The organism is Shinella sp. GW835-FHT14H05 (assembly GCF_058793575.1).
Window position 1 is genome coordinate 16,520 of sequence record NZ_JBXAFY010000025.1, and the last position, 15,496, is coordinate 32,015.

The 15,496-nt window shown below is 64.0% G+C and carries 14 protein-coding genes; 7 read left to right on the forward strand and 7 right to left on the reverse strand.

The window, feature by feature from the left end:
- Positions 1–12: 12 nt before the first annotated feature.
- The 6 genes from AC1Q6Z_RS33240 to AC1Q6Z_RS33265 all read right to left on the reverse strand — a co-directional run bounded on the left by AC1Q6Z_RS33240 (position 13) and on the right by AC1Q6Z_RS33265 (position 6,380).
- Positions 13–894, reverse strand: a complete 882-nt coding sequence (locus AC1Q6Z_RS33240) for a carbohydrate ABC transporter permease (RefSeq protein WP_439618919.1) — start codon at positions 892–894, stop codon at positions 13–15.
- A gap of 11 nt (positions 895–905) precedes the next feature.
- The gene (locus AC1Q6Z_RS33245) at positions 906–1,772 is read right to left on the reverse strand and encodes a carbohydrate ABC transporter permease (protein WP_319324703.1); all 867 of its coding nucleotides are present in this window, start codon (positions 1,770–1,772) and stop codon (positions 906–908) included.
- A 2-nt stretch (positions 1,773–1,774) separates the two neighbouring features.
- Positions 1,775–2,845 (reverse strand): ABC transporter ATP-binding protein, encoded by a 1,071-nt coding sequence (locus AC1Q6Z_RS33250; protein WP_492650484.1) that lies wholly within the window; start codon positions 2,843–2,845, stop codon positions 1,775–1,777.
- A gap of 10 nt (positions 2,846–2,855) precedes the next feature.
- Positions 2,856–3,938: an ABC transporter ATP-binding protein gene (locus AC1Q6Z_RS33255; protein WP_492650485.1), complete on the reverse strand. Its 1,083-nt coding sequence runs from the start codon at positions 3,936–3,938 to the stop codon at positions 2,856–2,858.
- Positions 3,939–3,977: 39 nt separating this feature from the next.
- Complete coding sequence (gene glpD / locus AC1Q6Z_RS33260) at positions 3,978–5,495, reverse strand: glycerol-3-phosphate dehydrogenase (protein WP_492650486.1); 1,518 nt, start codon at positions 5,493–5,495, stop codon at positions 3,978–3,980.
- 114 nt (positions 5,496–5,609) lie between these two features.
- Positions 5,610–6,380, reverse strand: a complete 771-nt coding sequence (locus AC1Q6Z_RS33265; RefSeq protein WP_435269177.1) for a DeoR/GlpR family DNA-binding transcription regulator — start codon at positions 6,378–6,380, stop codon at positions 5,610–5,612.
- A 141-nt stretch (positions 6,381–6,521) separates the two neighbouring features.
- Here AC1Q6Z_RS33265 and AC1Q6Z_RS33270 point away from each other — a divergent pair, with 141 nt between their 5' ends.
- Positions 6,522–7,292, forward strand: a complete 771-nt coding sequence (locus tag AC1Q6Z_RS33270; RefSeq protein WP_256121289.1) for an SDR family NAD(P)-dependent oxidoreductase — start codon at positions 6,522–6,524, stop codon at positions 7,290–7,292.
- Here AC1Q6Z_RS33270 and acuI read toward each other — a convergent pair.
- Positions 7,289–8,284 (reverse strand): acrylyl-CoA reductase (NADPH), encoded by a 996-nt coding sequence (gene acuI, locus AC1Q6Z_RS33275; RefSeq protein ID WP_492650487.1) that lies wholly within the window; start codon positions 8,282–8,284, stop codon positions 7,289–7,291. The two genes, AC1Q6Z_RS33270 and acuI, sit on opposite strands and share 4 nt — an antisense overlap.
- 101 nt (positions 8,285–8,385) lie before the next feature.
- Here acuI and AC1Q6Z_RS33280 point away from each other — a divergent pair, with 101 nt between their 5' ends.
- The 6 genes from AC1Q6Z_RS33280 to fdhD all read left to right on the forward strand — a co-directional run bounded on the left by AC1Q6Z_RS33280 (position 8,386) and on the right by fdhD (position 15,489).
- Positions 8,386–9,279: a LysR family transcriptional regulator gene (locus AC1Q6Z_RS33280; RefSeq protein ID WP_492650488.1), complete on the forward strand. Its 894-nt coding sequence runs from the start codon at positions 8,386–8,388 to the stop codon at positions 9,277–9,279.
- Positions 9,280–9,464: 185 nt separating this feature from the next.
- Positions 9,465–9,944 carry a formate dehydrogenase subunit gamma gene (locus AC1Q6Z_RS33285; RefSeq protein WP_492650489.1) on the forward strand — a complete coding sequence of 160 codons (480 nt, stop codon included), beginning with the start codon at positions 9,465–9,467 and terminating at the stop codon, positions 9,942–9,944.
- Complete coding sequence (locus AC1Q6Z_RS33290) at positions 9,941–11,497, forward strand: formate dehydrogenase beta subunit (protein ID WP_492650490.1); 1,557 nt, start codon at positions 9,941–9,943, stop codon at positions 11,495–11,497. The genes AC1Q6Z_RS33285 and AC1Q6Z_RS33290 overlap by 4 nt, the downstream gene beginning before the upstream one ends.
- Entirely contained in the window at positions 11,494–11,709 is a 216-nt protein-coding gene (locus AC1Q6Z_RS33295) for a DUF4287 domain-containing protein (protein ID WP_435269181.1), read from the forward strand. Before AC1Q6Z_RS33290 ends, AC1Q6Z_RS33295 begins: the two co-directional genes overlap by 4 nt.
- Before the next feature lie 58 nt (positions 11,710–11,767).
- Entirely contained in the window at positions 11,768–14,647 is a 2,880-nt protein-coding gene (fdhF, locus tag AC1Q6Z_RS33300; RefSeq protein WP_492650491.1) for a formate dehydrogenase subunit alpha, read from the forward strand.
- A gap of 8 nt (positions 14,648–14,655) precedes the next feature.
- Positions 14,656–15,489, forward strand: a complete 834-nt coding sequence (gene fdhD, locus AC1Q6Z_RS33305) for a formate dehydrogenase accessory sulfurtransferase FdhD (RefSeq protein WP_492650492.1) — start codon at positions 14,656–14,658, stop codon at positions 15,487–15,489.
- Positions 15,490–15,496 lie beyond the last annotated feature (7 nt).

Genomic DNA, 15,496 nt, shown 5'->3' on the forward strand with positions numbered 1-15,496 from the left:
AGACCCCTCCCCTCAGACCCGGCCAAGGGCAAAGCCCTTGGCGATGTAATTGCGGACGAAATAGATCACGAGCGCGCCGGGAATGATGGTGAGCACGCCGGCCGCCGCCAGCACGCCCCAGTCCATGCCGGACGCCGAGACCGTGCGCGTCATCGTGGCGGCGATCGGCTTGGCGTCAGTCGTCGTCAGCGTGCGGGCGATCAGGAGTTCGACCCAGGAGAACATGAAGCAGAAGAAGGCAGCGACGCCGATGCCGGACGCGATCAGCGGCACGAAGATCTTGGCGAAGAATTTCGGGAACGAGTAGCCGTCGATATAGGCGGTCTCGTCGATCTCCTTCGGCACGCCCGACATGAAGCCTTCAAGGATCCAGACGGCGAGCGGCACGTTGAACAGGCAGTGGGCGATGGCGACGGCGATGTGCGTGTCGATCAGGCCGAAGGCCGAATAGAGCTGGAAGAACGGTAGCGCGAAAACGGCCGGCGGCGCCATACGGTTGGTGAGAAGCCAGAAGAACAGGTGCTTGTCGCCGAGGAACCGGTAGCGCGAGAAGGCATAGGCCGCCGGCAGCGCCACGGACACCGAGATCAGCGTGTTTAGCACCACGTAGATGATCGAGTTGATATAGCCGGAATACCAGGCCGGATCGGTGAAGATCACCGTGTAGTTGCGAAGCGTCGGATTGACCGGCCAGAGCGAGAAGGCGCCGGTGATCTCCGCATTCGTCTTGAAGCTCATGTTGACGAGCCAGTAGATCGGCAGCATCAGGAAGACGATGTAGAGCGTCGGCACCAGCCAGGAGAGGCTGCGCTTGCTGTTGGCCCCGGCCTTCACGCCGGTGCGGGCCGCCGTGCCGGTCTGGATCGGGTTTGCGGTGGTTGCCTGTGAGGTCATGGTTTCCTCCCTCACGCCTGTTCGTCGCTGCTGGTCATGACCGTGTAGAAGATCCATGACAGCAGGAGGATGATCAGGAAGTAGATGATGGACATTGCCGCGGCCGGGCCGAGGTCGAACTGGCCGATCGCCATCTTGACGAGGTCGATCGACAGGAAGGTCGTCGAGTTGCCGGGGCCGCCGCCGGTGACGACGAAGGGCTCCGTATAGATCATGAAACTATCCATAAAGCGCAGCAGGAAGGCGATCAAAAGAACGCGCTTCATCTTCGGCAGCTGGATGTAGCGGAACACCGCCCAGCGCGACGCGCCGTCGATCTTGGCCGCCTGGTAATAGGCCTCCGGGATCGAGACGAGGCCGGCATAGCAGAGCAGCACGACAAGGCTCGTCCAGTGCCAGACATCCATGACGATCAGCGTCAGCCAGGCGTCGAAGACGTTGTTGACGTAGTTGTAGCTGATGCCGAGCGCATCCAGCGTGCGGCCGAGCAGGCCGATATCGACGCGGCCGAAAACCTGCCAGATCGTGCCGACCACGTTCCACGGAATGAGCAGCGGCAGCGCCATCAAAACGAGGCAGACCGGCACGCCCAGCCCCTTCTTCGGCATGTTGAGCGCGATCAGAATGCCGAGCGGGATCTCGATCGCCAGGATGATGCCGGAAAACAGCAGGTTGCGTCCGAGCGCCTGCCAGAAACGATCGGATTCCAGCACGTCGGAAAACCAGCCGACGCCGTTCCAGAAGAACTGGTTGTTTCCAAAGGTGTCCTGGACCGAATAGTTCACCACCGTCATCAGCGGGATCACCGCCGAGAAGGCGACGAGCAGCAGGACGGGCAGGACCATGAACCAGGCCTTGTTGTTCCAGGTCTTGTTCATCGTCAGCCCTCCCTGCCGATACGCCAGCTATCGGCGTAGATGTTGATGGCGGCCGGATCGAAGGTCACACGCGGATCGGCGGGGATTTCCCCATCTTCCGGCACCACGATCGCGATCGGCTTGCCGGCAAATTCGGCACGCACGATCTTCTGGCGGCCGATATCCTCGACCTTGCTGATCGAGACGGGCATGCCGTCACGCGAAAGCGAGATGAATTCCGGCCGGATGCCGAGCTCGGTCTTGGCGCCGACGGCGATCTGCGGCTGGTAGCCGAGCGTCAGCGTTTCCTGACCGATCCTGACGCTGCTGCCGTCGATCGAGGCCGGCAGCACGTTCATGCCCGGCGAGCCGATGAAATAGCCGACGAAAGTATGGCTCGGCTTCTCGAAGAGCTCCGCCGGCGTGCCGATCTGCACGATCTGGCCGTCATACATGACGACGACCTTGTCGGCGAAGGTCAGCGCCTCGGTCTGGTCATGCGTGACATAGACCATGGTGAAGCCGAACTGGCGGTGCAGCTTTTTCAACTGCGAACGCAGCACCCATTTCATATGCGGGTCGATAACGGTCAGCGGCTCGTCGAACAGGATGGCGTTGACGTCGTTGCGCACCAGACCGCGGCCCAGCGAAATCTTCTGCTTCTGGTCGGCGGTGAGGCCCCGCGCCGTCTTCTTCGCCCAGCCGGCAAGATCGATCATCTCCAGGATTTCGCGCACGCGGCGGTCGACTTCGGGCTCGGCCACGCCGCGGTTGCGCAGCGGGAAGGCGAGATTGTCGTAGACCGTCATCGTGTCGTAGATCACCGGGAACTGGAAGACCTGCGCGATATTGCGCTGCTGGGTCGACAGGTTCGTCACGTCGTTGCCGTCGAACAGGATGCGGCCTTCGGACGGCTGCAGCAGGCCGGAAATGATGTTGAGCAGCGTGGTCTTGCCGCAGCCCGAGGGGCCGAGCAGCGCATAGGCGCCGCCGTCGTTCCACTCGTGGTGGACTTCCTTCAGCGAATAATCCGCTTCCGACTTCGGCTTTTCACCGTAGGCGTGGCGGATGTGATCGAGGGTGATGCGTGCCATGGTTTCCTCCTCAGGCCGCCGCGGCCGCGGGCTCCGCGATCGCCCTGCCGTCCGTGCCGAAGGCCATCAGGTGGCGCGTGTCGACATGGACGGTGATGATCGCATCCGGCTCGATGTCGTGGATGCCCGGCGAGAGCATGACCCAATGGCTGCCCTCGAACTGGATGTAGATGAAGCTCTCCGACCCGGCGATTTCCGAGATCGCGGTGCGCGCCTGGAGGCTCGCCGAGGCCGGATTCTGGCTGGAAAGCGAGAGGTGGTGCGGATGGAAGGCGATGGTGCAGGGACCGTCCGGCAGCCCGGCAAGATGCGCCGGAACCGGCAGCACCGGCTTGCCGCCGACCTCGAAACTGCCGCCGTTCTTCAGCACCTGCATCGTGTTCAGCGGCGGATCGGCGAAGGTGCGGGCGGTGACGAGGTCACGCGGCCGGCGATAGACATCGATCGTGCGGCCGAACTGGGTGATGCTGCCTTGGGACAGCGTCGCCGTGTTGCCGCCGAGAAGCAGGGCTTCCGAGGGTTCCGTCGTCGCATAGACGAAGATGGCGCCGGAGGCGGCAAAGATCTTCGGCAGTTCGAGGCGCAGTTCCTCGCGCAGCTTGTAGTCGAGGTTGGCGAGCGGCTCGTCTAGCAGCACGAGGCGGGCATTCTTGACGATGGCGCGAGCCAGTGCCGTGCGCTGCTGCTGGCCGCCGGACAGGTTGAGCGGCGTGCGGTCGAGATAGGGCGTCAGCTTCAGGAGCTCGGCGGCCTTCCTCACTTCGCGGTCGATCGTTGCCTTGTCCGCGCCCTTGATGCGCATCGGCGAGGCGATGTTTTCGTAGACGGTCAGCGGGGGGTAATTGATGAACTGCTGGTAGACCATGGCGACGCCGCGATCCTGCACGCGCACGCCCGTCACGTCCTTGCCGTCGAACCAGACGGAGCCGGCGGTGGGCTTGTCGAGGCCGGCCATCAACCGCATCAGCGAGGTCTTGCCGGACAAAGTCGGGCCGAGCAGCACGTTGAGTGAGCCGCGCTCGAGCACGAGGTTCGTCGGGTGGATATGCGTCTCCGCCCCCGACACCTTCGCGATGTTTCTGAGTTCAAGCATTCCTATCTCCGTCGTTCCTCCCAGCCACCGGATCAGGCGCTAGTGCGGGGCCGCCTCCGCGGCCGTCATGTAGTCTTCCAGCGCAGCCGTTTCGTGGGCCGTCAGATGCAATCCTCGTTTGGTCCTCCGCCACAACACGTCCTCGGCGTGCCGGGCCCATTCTTCCTTCATCAGCCAGCGCACTTCGCGTTCGTACAGGTCGCTGCCGAAATGCCGTCCAAGATCGTCGATCGTCTTCGCCCCGTCCAGCATTGCCGCGGCACGCGTGCCATAGAGCCGAACCAGGCGGCGCGCGTGCACGCTGGCCAGAAAGGGAAAGCGGGATGAAAGCGCCTTCACCTCGGCGTCGAATCCATCGACCTTGAAGTCTCCGCCCGGCAGCCGCGATTGGGCCGTCCAGCGGTCGCCCTTCACGCCGATCGCTTCCCCGATCTTCTCCAGCGCCGATTCGGCCAGACGCCGGTAGGTCGTGAGCTTGCCGCCGAAAATGTTGAGCAGCGGCGCCACGCCATCGCCCCCCTCGACCTTCAATACGTAGTCGCGCGTCGCTTCCTGCGCCTTGCTGGCGCCGTCGTCGAAAAGCGGGCGCACGCCGGAATAGGTCCAGACGATGTCGTCACGCGTCACCGGCTCGGAAAAATATTCGCTTGCCGATTGGCAAAGATAGCCGATTTCTGCGTCGCTGATGCGAACATCTCGGGGATCGCCCTGATAGTCGCGGTCGGTCGTGCCGATCAGCGTGAACTCTTCCTGGTAGGGAATGGCGAAGATGATACGCCCGTCCGGGTTCTGGAAGAAGTATGCGCGCGGATCGGCGAATTTCTTCTTCACGACGATGTGACTGCCCTGCACGAGGCGGACATTGTGCACGTCGTTGCGGCCGAAGGACGAAGCGAGCACCTTGTCGACCCACGGCCCCGCCGCGTTGACCAGCATGCGGGCGCGAAAAACCTCACGCGCACCGGTGTCGACATTCTCGGTCTCGACGTTCCAGTGGCCGTTTTCGCGGCGCGCCGTGACAACCTTGGTGCCGGTGCGGATATCGGCGCCGCGATTGGCGGCGTCGCGGGCGTTGAGCACGACGAGGCGCGCATCGTCCACCCAGCCGTCGGAATATTCGAAGGCCTTGCGAAACAGCTTCTTGAGCGGGCCGCCGGCCGGGTCCTTCGCGAGATCCAGCGTGCGGGTCGCCGGCAGCAGCTTGCGGCCGCCGATATAGTCATAGAGAAACAGGCCGAGGCGGATGAGCCAGGCCGGGCGCGGTCCGCCCGTCTGGAAGGGCAGCACGAAGCGCATCGGCCAGATGACGTGCGGCGCCATGGCCCAGAGCACTTCGCGCTCCATCAGCGCCTCGCGCACCAGGCGGAATTCGTAATGTTCGAGATAGCGCAGGCCGCCATGGATGAGCTTGGTGGAAGCCGAGGACGTGCCGGAGGCAAAATCCTTCATCTCGGCAAGCACCACCGAATAACCACGGCCCGCCGCATCACGCGCAATGCCGCAGCCGTTGATGCCGCCACCGATGACAAAAATATCGCGGATCACGTCGCCGTCCAAAGTCCCCTCCCATTTCGCATCGCACAAATTTTGCGCAGTTGCGAAAGCCAGTGGAGTTAAAACGAAAACATTCCGAATGTCAAACGAATGCAACACAAATGCGTTCGGGTGGCATCAACCCGGCGCGGACGTCTCGATCAAGCGCACGTCATGCTCCTGGCAAATGCCGCGAATGCCCTCGAAAGGACAGCTATCGGTGATGAACGTATGGACCTGCGAGAGGTGGCCGATGCGCACCGGCGCGGTCCTTTCGAATTTCGTCGAATCCGAAACCAGGATGACATGGCGGGAATTGGCCATGATTGCCTGCGCCACCTTCACCTCGCGATAATCGAAGTCGAGCAACGCGCCATCCTCGTCGATCGCCGAAACGCCGATCACCGCATAATCCACCTTGAACTGCCGGATGAAATCGACCGCGGCCTCCCCGACGATGCCGCCATCCGCACCCCGCACGACGCCGCCGGCAATCACCACCTCGATCGAGGGATAGACCCGCAAGCGATTGGCAACATTGATATTATTGGTGATGACCATCAACTCTTTGTGTTCGAGCAGCGCCTCGCCGACGGCTTCCGTCGTCGTGCCTATATTGATGAATAGCGAGGAATTATCGGGGATCATGGCAGCGGCCGCGCGGCCGATCGCCTGCTTTTCGGGAGCGGCAATCGAGCGCCGCGCCTCGTATCTCACATTCTCGTTGCCGCTCGGAAATAGCGCGCCGCCATGAATGCGCGTCAAGGCCTTGCTGTCGCACAGATCGTTCAGATCCTTGCGTATGGTCTGCGGCGTGACGGAGAATCGCGCCGCGAGATCCTCCACCAGCACCCGGCCCTGGGTTTTTGCGAGATCCAGAATCTCCGTCTGGCGCCCCGTCAGAAACATGAGCCCCTCCCTTGCTTTCGTTTGTTTTCATAATATGCAAAAACGAAAGCACATCAATTGATCCGTTCCGCCTTCTTGGAGCATGCCCTTATTTTTGTGATACTGGCAAACGGTTGAGCGGCGATTAGCGGAGGAGAACCCATGTTTCATCCAGCCTTGTTCAAGGGCGCAAATGTCGTCGTGACCGGCGCGGGGCGCGGCATCGGGCTGGAGATCGCCCGGCAGTTCCTCGATTGCGGCGCCCATGTGCTGCTGCATGGCGGGCGCGCCGCGTCTGGCCCGCTGCCCGATTTCCTGGAGGCCGCGGTCGGCGAAGCCCGTGCGCATATCGTCTATGGCGATTTTCTGGAGGAAGGCGGCATCGGCGCCATCCTGCAGCGGGTGGACAGCCTCTTTCCCCATGTAGACGTGCTCATCAACAATGCCGGCACCATGGTGGGCCGTTTCCCGGCCGCGGACCTGACCGACGAGCAATATGAAACCGTCGTGCGCCTCAACCAGACGTCCGTCGTCGAGGTGACGCGGGCGCTGCTGCGGGCGCTGCGCCGTGCGCCGCATGCCGCGATCGTCAACACGGTCTCGATCTCGGCGCTGACCGGCGGCAGCCCGGGCTCGGCGATCTATTCGGCGACCAAGGCCTTCGTCTCGACCTATTCCAAGGGCCTCGCGCGGGAACTGGCGCCCGACGGCATCCGCGTCAATTGCGTCTCGCCCGGCACGATCACCACGGATTTCCATTCCCGTTATTCATCGGCAGACAAGCTGGAAGCGACGCGCAAGACGATCCCCTTGCAGCGGCTCGGCACGGCGGAGGACTGTGCCCCCGCCTATCTCTTCCTCGCCTCCAATGCGCTCTCCGGCTACATTACCGGCCAGGTGCTGGAGGTGAACGGCGGCCAGCTCATCTGCTAGGCGTTGACGTCGACGACGACGCGCCCTTTCACCTTGCCTTCGAGAATCTGGTTCGCGAGGTCCGGCAAGTCGGAGAGCCGGTGCTCGACGATCATGGCCTCCAGCTTGTCCATCGGGAGGTCGCTGGCGATGCGGTTCCAGGCATCCACGCGCTGGTCGTAGGGCCGCATGACCGAATCGATACCGAGCAGGCTGACGCCGCGCAGCAGGAACGGAATGACGGTGAAGGACGGCACGGCAGCGCCGGCGGCAAGGCCGACAGAGGCAACGGCCCCGTCATATTTCATCTGCTTGAGCACCCGCGCCAGCATGTCGCCGCCGACCGCATCGATGGCGCCGGCCCAGCGTTCCGATTCGAGCGGCTTGCTGTTCGCCTCCGCAAGCTCGGCCCGATCGACGATGGTTTCCGCGCCGAGGCTCTTCAGATAATCGGCGGTCTCCGGCCGGCCCGTCACGGCCGCGACCGAATAGCCGAGCCTTGCCAGCAGAGCGACCGCGACCGAGCCGACGCCGCCGGCTGCACCCGTCACCAGCACTTCGCCCTTCAGCGGCGAAAGCCCGGCCTCTTCCAGCGCGATGACGGACAGCATGGAGGTGAGCCCGGCCGTGCCGATCGCCATGGCCTGCCGCGTCGAAAGCTCTTCCGGCAACGGCACCAGCCAGTCGGCCTTCACTTTGGCGCGCGTCGCATAACCGCCCCACCACATCTCGCCGACGCGCCAACCGGTCAGCACCACCCGGTCACCGGGCCGGTAGCGCGGATCCTCCGAGGCCTCGACCGTGCCGGCGAAATCGACGCCCGGCACATGCGGGAAGGTGCGCACCAGCCCGCCCTTGCCGTTGATGCAGAGCCCGTCCTTGTAGTTGAGCGTCGAATATTCGACGGCGACCGTGACGTCGCCATCCGGAAGCCGCGAATCGTCCAGCTCCTGGATCGACGCGGAAACCGCGCCGTCGCCGGCCTTCTCGACTAACAATGCCTGGAACGTCATGGCTTTCTCCTCGTGATCGCTTGCCTCGTCCCAGATATAGGGCGCGGGGCATTGGTGCCGCCACTGTTCTTTTGTATCAAGGGGAAGGAGGCCGGTTGCCGATGATAGACAAGCTCGAATATTTCATCGCGCTCGCCCGCGAAAAACATTTTGCGCGGGCGGCGGAAGAGCTCGGCATTTCGCAGCCGACGCTCTCGGCGGCAGTCCGCCAGCTCGAAGACCAGCTCGGCGTGATGCTCGTCGTGCGCGGCTCGCGCTTCCAGGGCCTGACGCCGGAAGGCCAGCGCGTGCTCGAATGGGCGCGCCGCATCGTCGGCGACACACGCACCATGCGTGAGGAAATGCGCGCCGCGCGAAAAGGCCTTTCCGGCCATATCCGCCTTGCCGCCATCCCCACCACGCTGGCCATGGTGCCCCGCATCACCGCGCCCTTCCAGGAAAAGCATCCGGACGTCACCTTCTCGATCCTGTCGACGACCTCGATCAAGATCCTCGGCCTTCTGGAAAACCTGGAGATCGACGCCGGCCTTACCTATCTCGAAAACGAGCCGCTCGGCCGCGTGACGAGCGTGCCGCTGCTGCACGAGCATTATTGCCTCGTCACCGCCAAGGGCACCGCCTTCGCCGATCGCGAAACCGTGACCTGGCAGGACGCCGGCAGCGTTAGGCTTTGTCTATTGACCGCAGACATGCAGAACCGCCGCATCATCAACCGGCACTTCGCCGAAGCCGGCGTGACGGTCGAGCCATCGCTTGAAGCGAACTCGATGATCGTGCTGTTCTCCCATGTGCGCACCGGACGCTGGGCCAGCATCATGCCAAGAAATGTTGCAAAATCATTTGGATTTCCTGATGAAATAAGTATAGTTTCCCTTGTGGACCCCGAGCCGCATCATACCGTTGGCCTGGTCGCCACCCATCGCGAGCCCTTTACGCCACTCGTCTCCGCCCTGCTGCACGAAGCGCGCGTGCTTGCCGAAAAAGGGATCGATTGATAGGAATTTTCTATCGATCAACGGCTTTGCTTTATTGACCCGCCGTCTCCCGACTGAGAAGCTGTTGGGATTATGCCGCGCAGATCGACAGGGTTCCGGTCTTCGCCGAACAGTTTCAATGGTGTCGGCGCGTTGGAACCCCTGATTTCGTAGCGGTTCATTCGTGTCGGTTGGGAGGCCTGACCATGAATGTGCACGTGACCGGCAACAATGTAGGCGCGAGAACGCTGGCGATCATCCGCGAATTGAAGGGGCTCGAAGGGCCGCTTCTGCCCATCCTGCACGAAATCCAGGCGGAGTTCGGCTATGTACCGCAGGAAAGCCTGCCGGTCATTGCCGAGCAATTGAACCTTTCGCGCGCCGAAGTGCACGGCGTCGTCACCTTCTACCACGACTACCGCGACCACCCGACGGGGCGGCATGTGCTGAAACTCTGTCGCGCCGAGGCCTGTCAGTCGATGGGCGGGGACGAGATCGCCGAGCGCGTGAAATCGCTGCTCGGCATCGATTTCCACCAGACGACGCTGGACGGCGCGGTGACGCTGGAGCCCGTCTACTGTCTCGGGCTCTGTTCCTGCGCACCGGCCGCGATGTTCGACGGCGCGGTGCATGGGCGGGTCGATGCCGAACTTGCGAAAGAACTCGTCGCGGAGGCACGCCGATGACCGTCCGCATCTACGTTCCCCGCGATGCCGCAGCCCTTGCGCTTGGCGCTGACCGCGTTGCCAAGGCGCTTTCCCGCGAGGCGGAAACCCGCAAGCTTGACATCACGATCGTGCGCAACGGCTCGCGCGGCATGCACTGGCTGGAACCGCTGGTCGAGGTCGAGACCGCTGCGGGCCGCATCGCTTACGGCCCGGTCAAACCGTCCGACGTCATCTCCCTGCTGGATGCCGGGCTCACCGAGGGCAAGGCGCACCCGCTCTGTCTTGGCGGAACGGAAGAGATTCCGTTCCTGAAGAACCAGACCCGCCTCACCTTCGCCCGCTGCGGCGTCATCGATCCCGTCTCGCTGGAAGACTACAAGGCCCATGGCGGCCTGAAGGGCCTGGAAACGGCCATCGCGATGGCCCCCGCCGATGTCGTCAAGCAGGTCACCGACAGCGGCCTGCGCGGCCGCGGCGGCGCAGGCTTCCCCACGGGCATCAAGTGGAAGACCGTGCTCGACGCCCCCGGCGACCGCAAATACATCGTTTGCAATGCCGACGAAGGCGACAGCGGCACCTTTGCCGACCGCATGATCATGGAAGGCGATCCCTTCGTGCTGATCGAGGGCATGGCGATCGCCGGCCTTGCCACCGGCGCCACCAAGGGCTTCGTCTATATCCGCTCGGAATATCCGCAGGCGATCGACGCCATGAACGAGGCGGTCACCGTGGCGCGCGGCGCCGGCGTGCTCGGCCCCTCGGTGCTTGGTTCCGGCAAGGCCTTCGACATGGAAATCCGCGTCGGCGCCGGCGCCTATGTCTGCGGCGAGGAAACGGCGCTGCTCAACAGCCTGGAAGGCAAGCGCGGCATCGTGCGCGCCAAGCCGCCGCTGCCGGCATTGCAGGGTTTCATGGGCCGCCCGACGGTGGTCAACAACGTCATCTCGCTCGCCTCCGTGCCGATCATCATGGACAAGGGCGCCGACTTCTACCGCGACTTCGGCATGGGCCGCTCGCGCGGCACGATCCCGCTCCAGATCGCCGGTAACGTCAAGCACGGCGGCCTTTACGAAACCGCCTTCGGCCTGACGCTCGGCGAGATCATCGACGTCATCGGCGGCGGCACCGCCACCGGCCGGCCGGTGCGCGCCGTGCAGGTCGGCGGCCCGCTCGGCGCATATTTTCCGCGCGCGCTGTTCGATACGCCCTTCGACTACGAGGCCTTTGCCGCCAAGGACGGCCTCATCGGGCACGCCGGCATCACCGTCTTCGACGACACGGTCGACATGCTGAAGCAGGCCCGTTTCGCCATGGAGTTCTGCGCCGTGGAAAGCTGCGGCAAGTGCACGCCCTGTCGCATCGGCTCGACGCGCGGCGTCGAGACGGCCGACCGGATCGCCCAGGGCATCGAGCCCGAAAAGAACCGCGAACTGCTCGCCGACCTCTGCAACACCATGAAATTCGGCTCGCTCTGCGCGCTCGGCGGCTTCACGCCCTATCCGGTGCTCAGCGCCATGAACCATTTCCCGGAGGACTTTTCGCCGGCACCCATGGTGGAGGCGGCGGAATGAGCGAGACGGAAAAGGTCAAAGGCCCGGCGTCGTACTTTCCCTCGATCGAGAAGAAATACGGCCAGCCGATCGAACATTGGAAGACCATCATCCGCGCGCAGGATGGCAAGGCGCATATGCAGATCGTGGCGCTCCTGAAGGAAACGCACGGTCTGGGCCACGGCCATGCCAACGCGCTCGTTGCGGCGACGCTCGCCGATACGAAGTCCTAGAACAGAACCAAGTCGCCCGGGCACCGCCCGCGGCGCAAAAATTGATCCGGAGGTTCCCATGTCCCTCGTTCCCGAAATCGACTACGGCACGCCCGCCTCCCGCGCGGAAAAGATGGTGACGCTCACCATCGACGGCAACGAGATCACCGTGCCCGAGGGCACCTCCATCATGCGCGCCTCGATGGAGGCCGGCATCCAGGTGCCGAAACTCTGCGCCACCGACATGGTGGACGCCTTCGGTTCCTGCCGCCTTTGTCTCGTCGAGATCGAGGGCCGCAACGGCACGCCCGCCTCCTGCACCACGCCGGTGGCGCCCGGCCTCGTCGTCCATACCCAGACGAGCCGGCTGAAGACCATCCGCAAGGGCGTGATGGAGCTCTACATCTCCGACCACCCGCTCGACTGTCTCACCTGTGCGGCGAACGGCGACTGCGAATTGCAGGACATGGCCGGCGCCGTCGGCCTGCGCGACGTGCGCTACGGCTATGAGGGCGACAACCACGTCAAGGCGCGCAGCAACGGCGAGACGAACGCCCGCTTCATGCCGAAGGACGAATCGAACCCCTATTTCACCTATGACCCGTCGAAATGCATCGTCTGCTCACGCTGCGTGCGCGCCTGCGAAGAGGTGCAGGGCACCTTCGCGCTGACGATCGAGGGCCGTGGTTTCGACAGCCGCGTTTCGCCCGGCATGCACGAACATTTCATCGATTCCGAATGCGTCTCGTGCGGCGCCTGCGTGCAGGCATGCCCGACGGCGACGCTCACCGAAAAGTCGGTCATCGCCATCGGCCAGCCGGAACATTCCCTCGTCACGACCTGCGCCTATTGCGGCGTCGGCTGCTCCTTCAAGGCGGAAATGCGCGGCGAAGAGCTGGTGCGTATGGTGCCCTGGAAGGACGGCCAGGCCAACCGCGGCCATTCCTGCGTCAAGGGCCGCTTCGCCTATGGCTACTCGACCCACCGCGACCGCATCCTCAACCCGATGATCCGCGAAAAGATTTCCAACCCGTGGCGCGAAGTGACCTGGGAAGAGGCCTATGCCCATGTCGCCGCGGAATTCCGCCGCATCCAGTACCAGTACGGCCGTGATTCGATCGGCGGCATCACCTCGTCGCGCTGTACGAACGAAGAGACCTACCTGGTCCAGAAGCTGATCCGCGCCGGCTTCGGCAACAACAATGTCGATACCTGCGCCCGCGTCTGTCATTCGCCGACCGGCTACGGCCTCGGCCAGGCCTTCGGCACCTCCGCCGGCACGCAGAATTTCGATTCGGTCGAGCATACGGACGTCGTCATCGTCATCGGCGCCAACCCGACGGATGGCCACCCGGTCTTCGCCTCGCGCCTCAAGAAGCGCCTGCGCCGGGGCGCCAAGCTGATCGTCATCGATCCGCGCCGCACCGAACTCGTCTCCTCGCCGCATATCAAGGCATCGCATCACCTGCCGCTGAAGCCCGGCACGAACGTCGCCGTCGTCACCGCACTCGCCCATGTCATCGTGACGGAAGGCCTTTACGACGAAAAATTCATCCGCGAGCGTTGCGACTGGTCGGAGTTCGAGGACTGGGCGTCCTTCGTCGCCGAACCCCGCCACAGCCCGGAGGCGATCGAACCCTTCAGCGGCGTGCCGGCGGAAGAGCTGCGCGGCGCCGCCCGCCTGTTTGCCACCGGCGGCAACGGCTCGATCTATTACGGCCTCGGCGTCACCGAACACAGCCAGGGCTCGACGACCGTCATGGCCATCGCCAACCTCGCCATGGCGACCGGCAATATCGGCCGCCCCGGCGTCGGCGTGAACCCGCTGCGCGGCCAGAACAATGTGCAGGGCTCCTGCGACATGGGTTCGTTCCCGCACGAGCTGCCGGGCTACCGCCATATCTCGGACGACGCGACCCGCGACATCTTCGAGAAGCTCTGGGGCGTGAAGCTCAACAACGAGCCGGGCCTGCGCATCCCCAACATGCTGGACGCTGCCGTCGAGGGCACGTTCAAGGGCATCTACATCCAGGGCGAGGACATCCTCCAGTCCGACCCGGACACCAAGCACGTCTCGGCTGGCCTGGCCGCCATGGAATGCGTCGTCGTGCAGGATCTCTTCCTCAACGAGACGGCGAACTACGCCCACGTCTTCCTGCCGGGCTCGACCTTCCTGGAAAAGGACGGCACCTTCACCAATGCCGAACGCCGCATCAACCGCGTGCGCCGCGTCATGACGCCGAAGAACGGCTATGCGGACTGGGAAGTCACCCAGAATCTCGCACAGGCGATGGGCCTCAACTGGAACTACAACCATCCGTCAGAGATCATGGACGAGATTGCGGCGACGACGCCGAGCTTCGCGCTCGTCTCCTACGACTACCTGGAAAAGGTCGGCTCGGTGCAGTGGCCCTGCAACGAGAAGAACCCGCAGGGCTCGCCGATCATGCACATCAACGGCTTCGTGCGCGGCAAGGGTAAGTTCATACGCACGGAATATGTCGCGACGGACGAAAAGACCGGCCCGCGCTTCCCGCTGCTCCTCACCACCGGCCGCATCCTCAGCCAGTACAATGTCGGCGCCCAGACGCGGCGCACGGAAAACGTCGTCTGGCACGAGGAGGACCGGTTGGAAATCCATCCGCACGACGCGGAAAACCGCGGCATCCGCGACGGCGATTGGGTGCGCCTTGCCAGCCGCGCCGGCGAGACGACCTTGCGCGCGCTCGTCACCGACCGCGTGGCGCCGGGCGTCGTCTACACGACCTTCCACCACCCGACGACGCAGGCCAACGTCATCACCACCGATTTCTCGGACTGGGCGACCAATTGTCCGGAGTATAAGGTGACGGCCGTGCAGATCTCGCCGTCGAACGGCCCGTCCGACTGGCAGATCGAATATGACGAACTCGCCCGCCAGTCGCGCCGGATCAGCGGCAAGCTGGAGGCAGCAGAATAGGATCGCGCGTGCCGGACTTTTCCACGTCGACCAAGGTTCCGGAGACCGCCCGCCGCAACGGGCGGCTCGCGCCGGGTGACCGCTTCGTGCCGGAGGAAACCCCGGTCGCCTTCTCCTATGCAGGCTCCACTCATGCCGTGATGATGGCGAGCCCGGCCGATCTCGAAGATTTCGCCGTCGGCTTCAGCCTGACGGAAGGCATCATCAGCGATCCCTCCGAAATCGAGACCGTCGAGGTGGTGGCGGAAGACAAAGGCATCGACGTGCAGGTGCAGCTGGCCGATCCGCAGAACGACGCGCTGACCGCCCGCCGCCGCCACATGGCCGGCCCTGTGGGCTGTGGCCTGTGCGGCATCGAATCGATCGAGCAGGCCGTGCGCGTGACGCCCTCCGTGCGTTCGTCGACGCTTACGCTCACCGAAGACGAGGTGGCGGACGCCGTTCGTCTGCTAAACGGCCAGCAGCCGTTGCATATGGTGACGCGCGCCGTGCATGGCGCAGGTTTCTACGTGCCGGGCACCGGCCTCATCGCAGTGCGCGAAGATGTCGGCCGGCACAATGCACTCGACAAGCTTGTTGGCGCCGCGCGCCGCGCCGGGCATGTGGGCAGCGCCGGTGCCGTCGTCGTGACGAGCCGCGTTTCCGTCGAGATGGTGCAGAAGACGGCGATCATCGGCAGCCCCTTCATCATCGCTATTTCCGCACCCACCGCGCTCGCCATCCGCACGGCGGAGGATGCCGGGATGACGCTGATCGCGCTGGTGCGCGGCGAGGAATTCGAGATTTTCACCGGTGCGGAGCGCATCGTGTCCGGCGCGGAACGGCGCCTGGGCAACGGTTAGGAGCCAA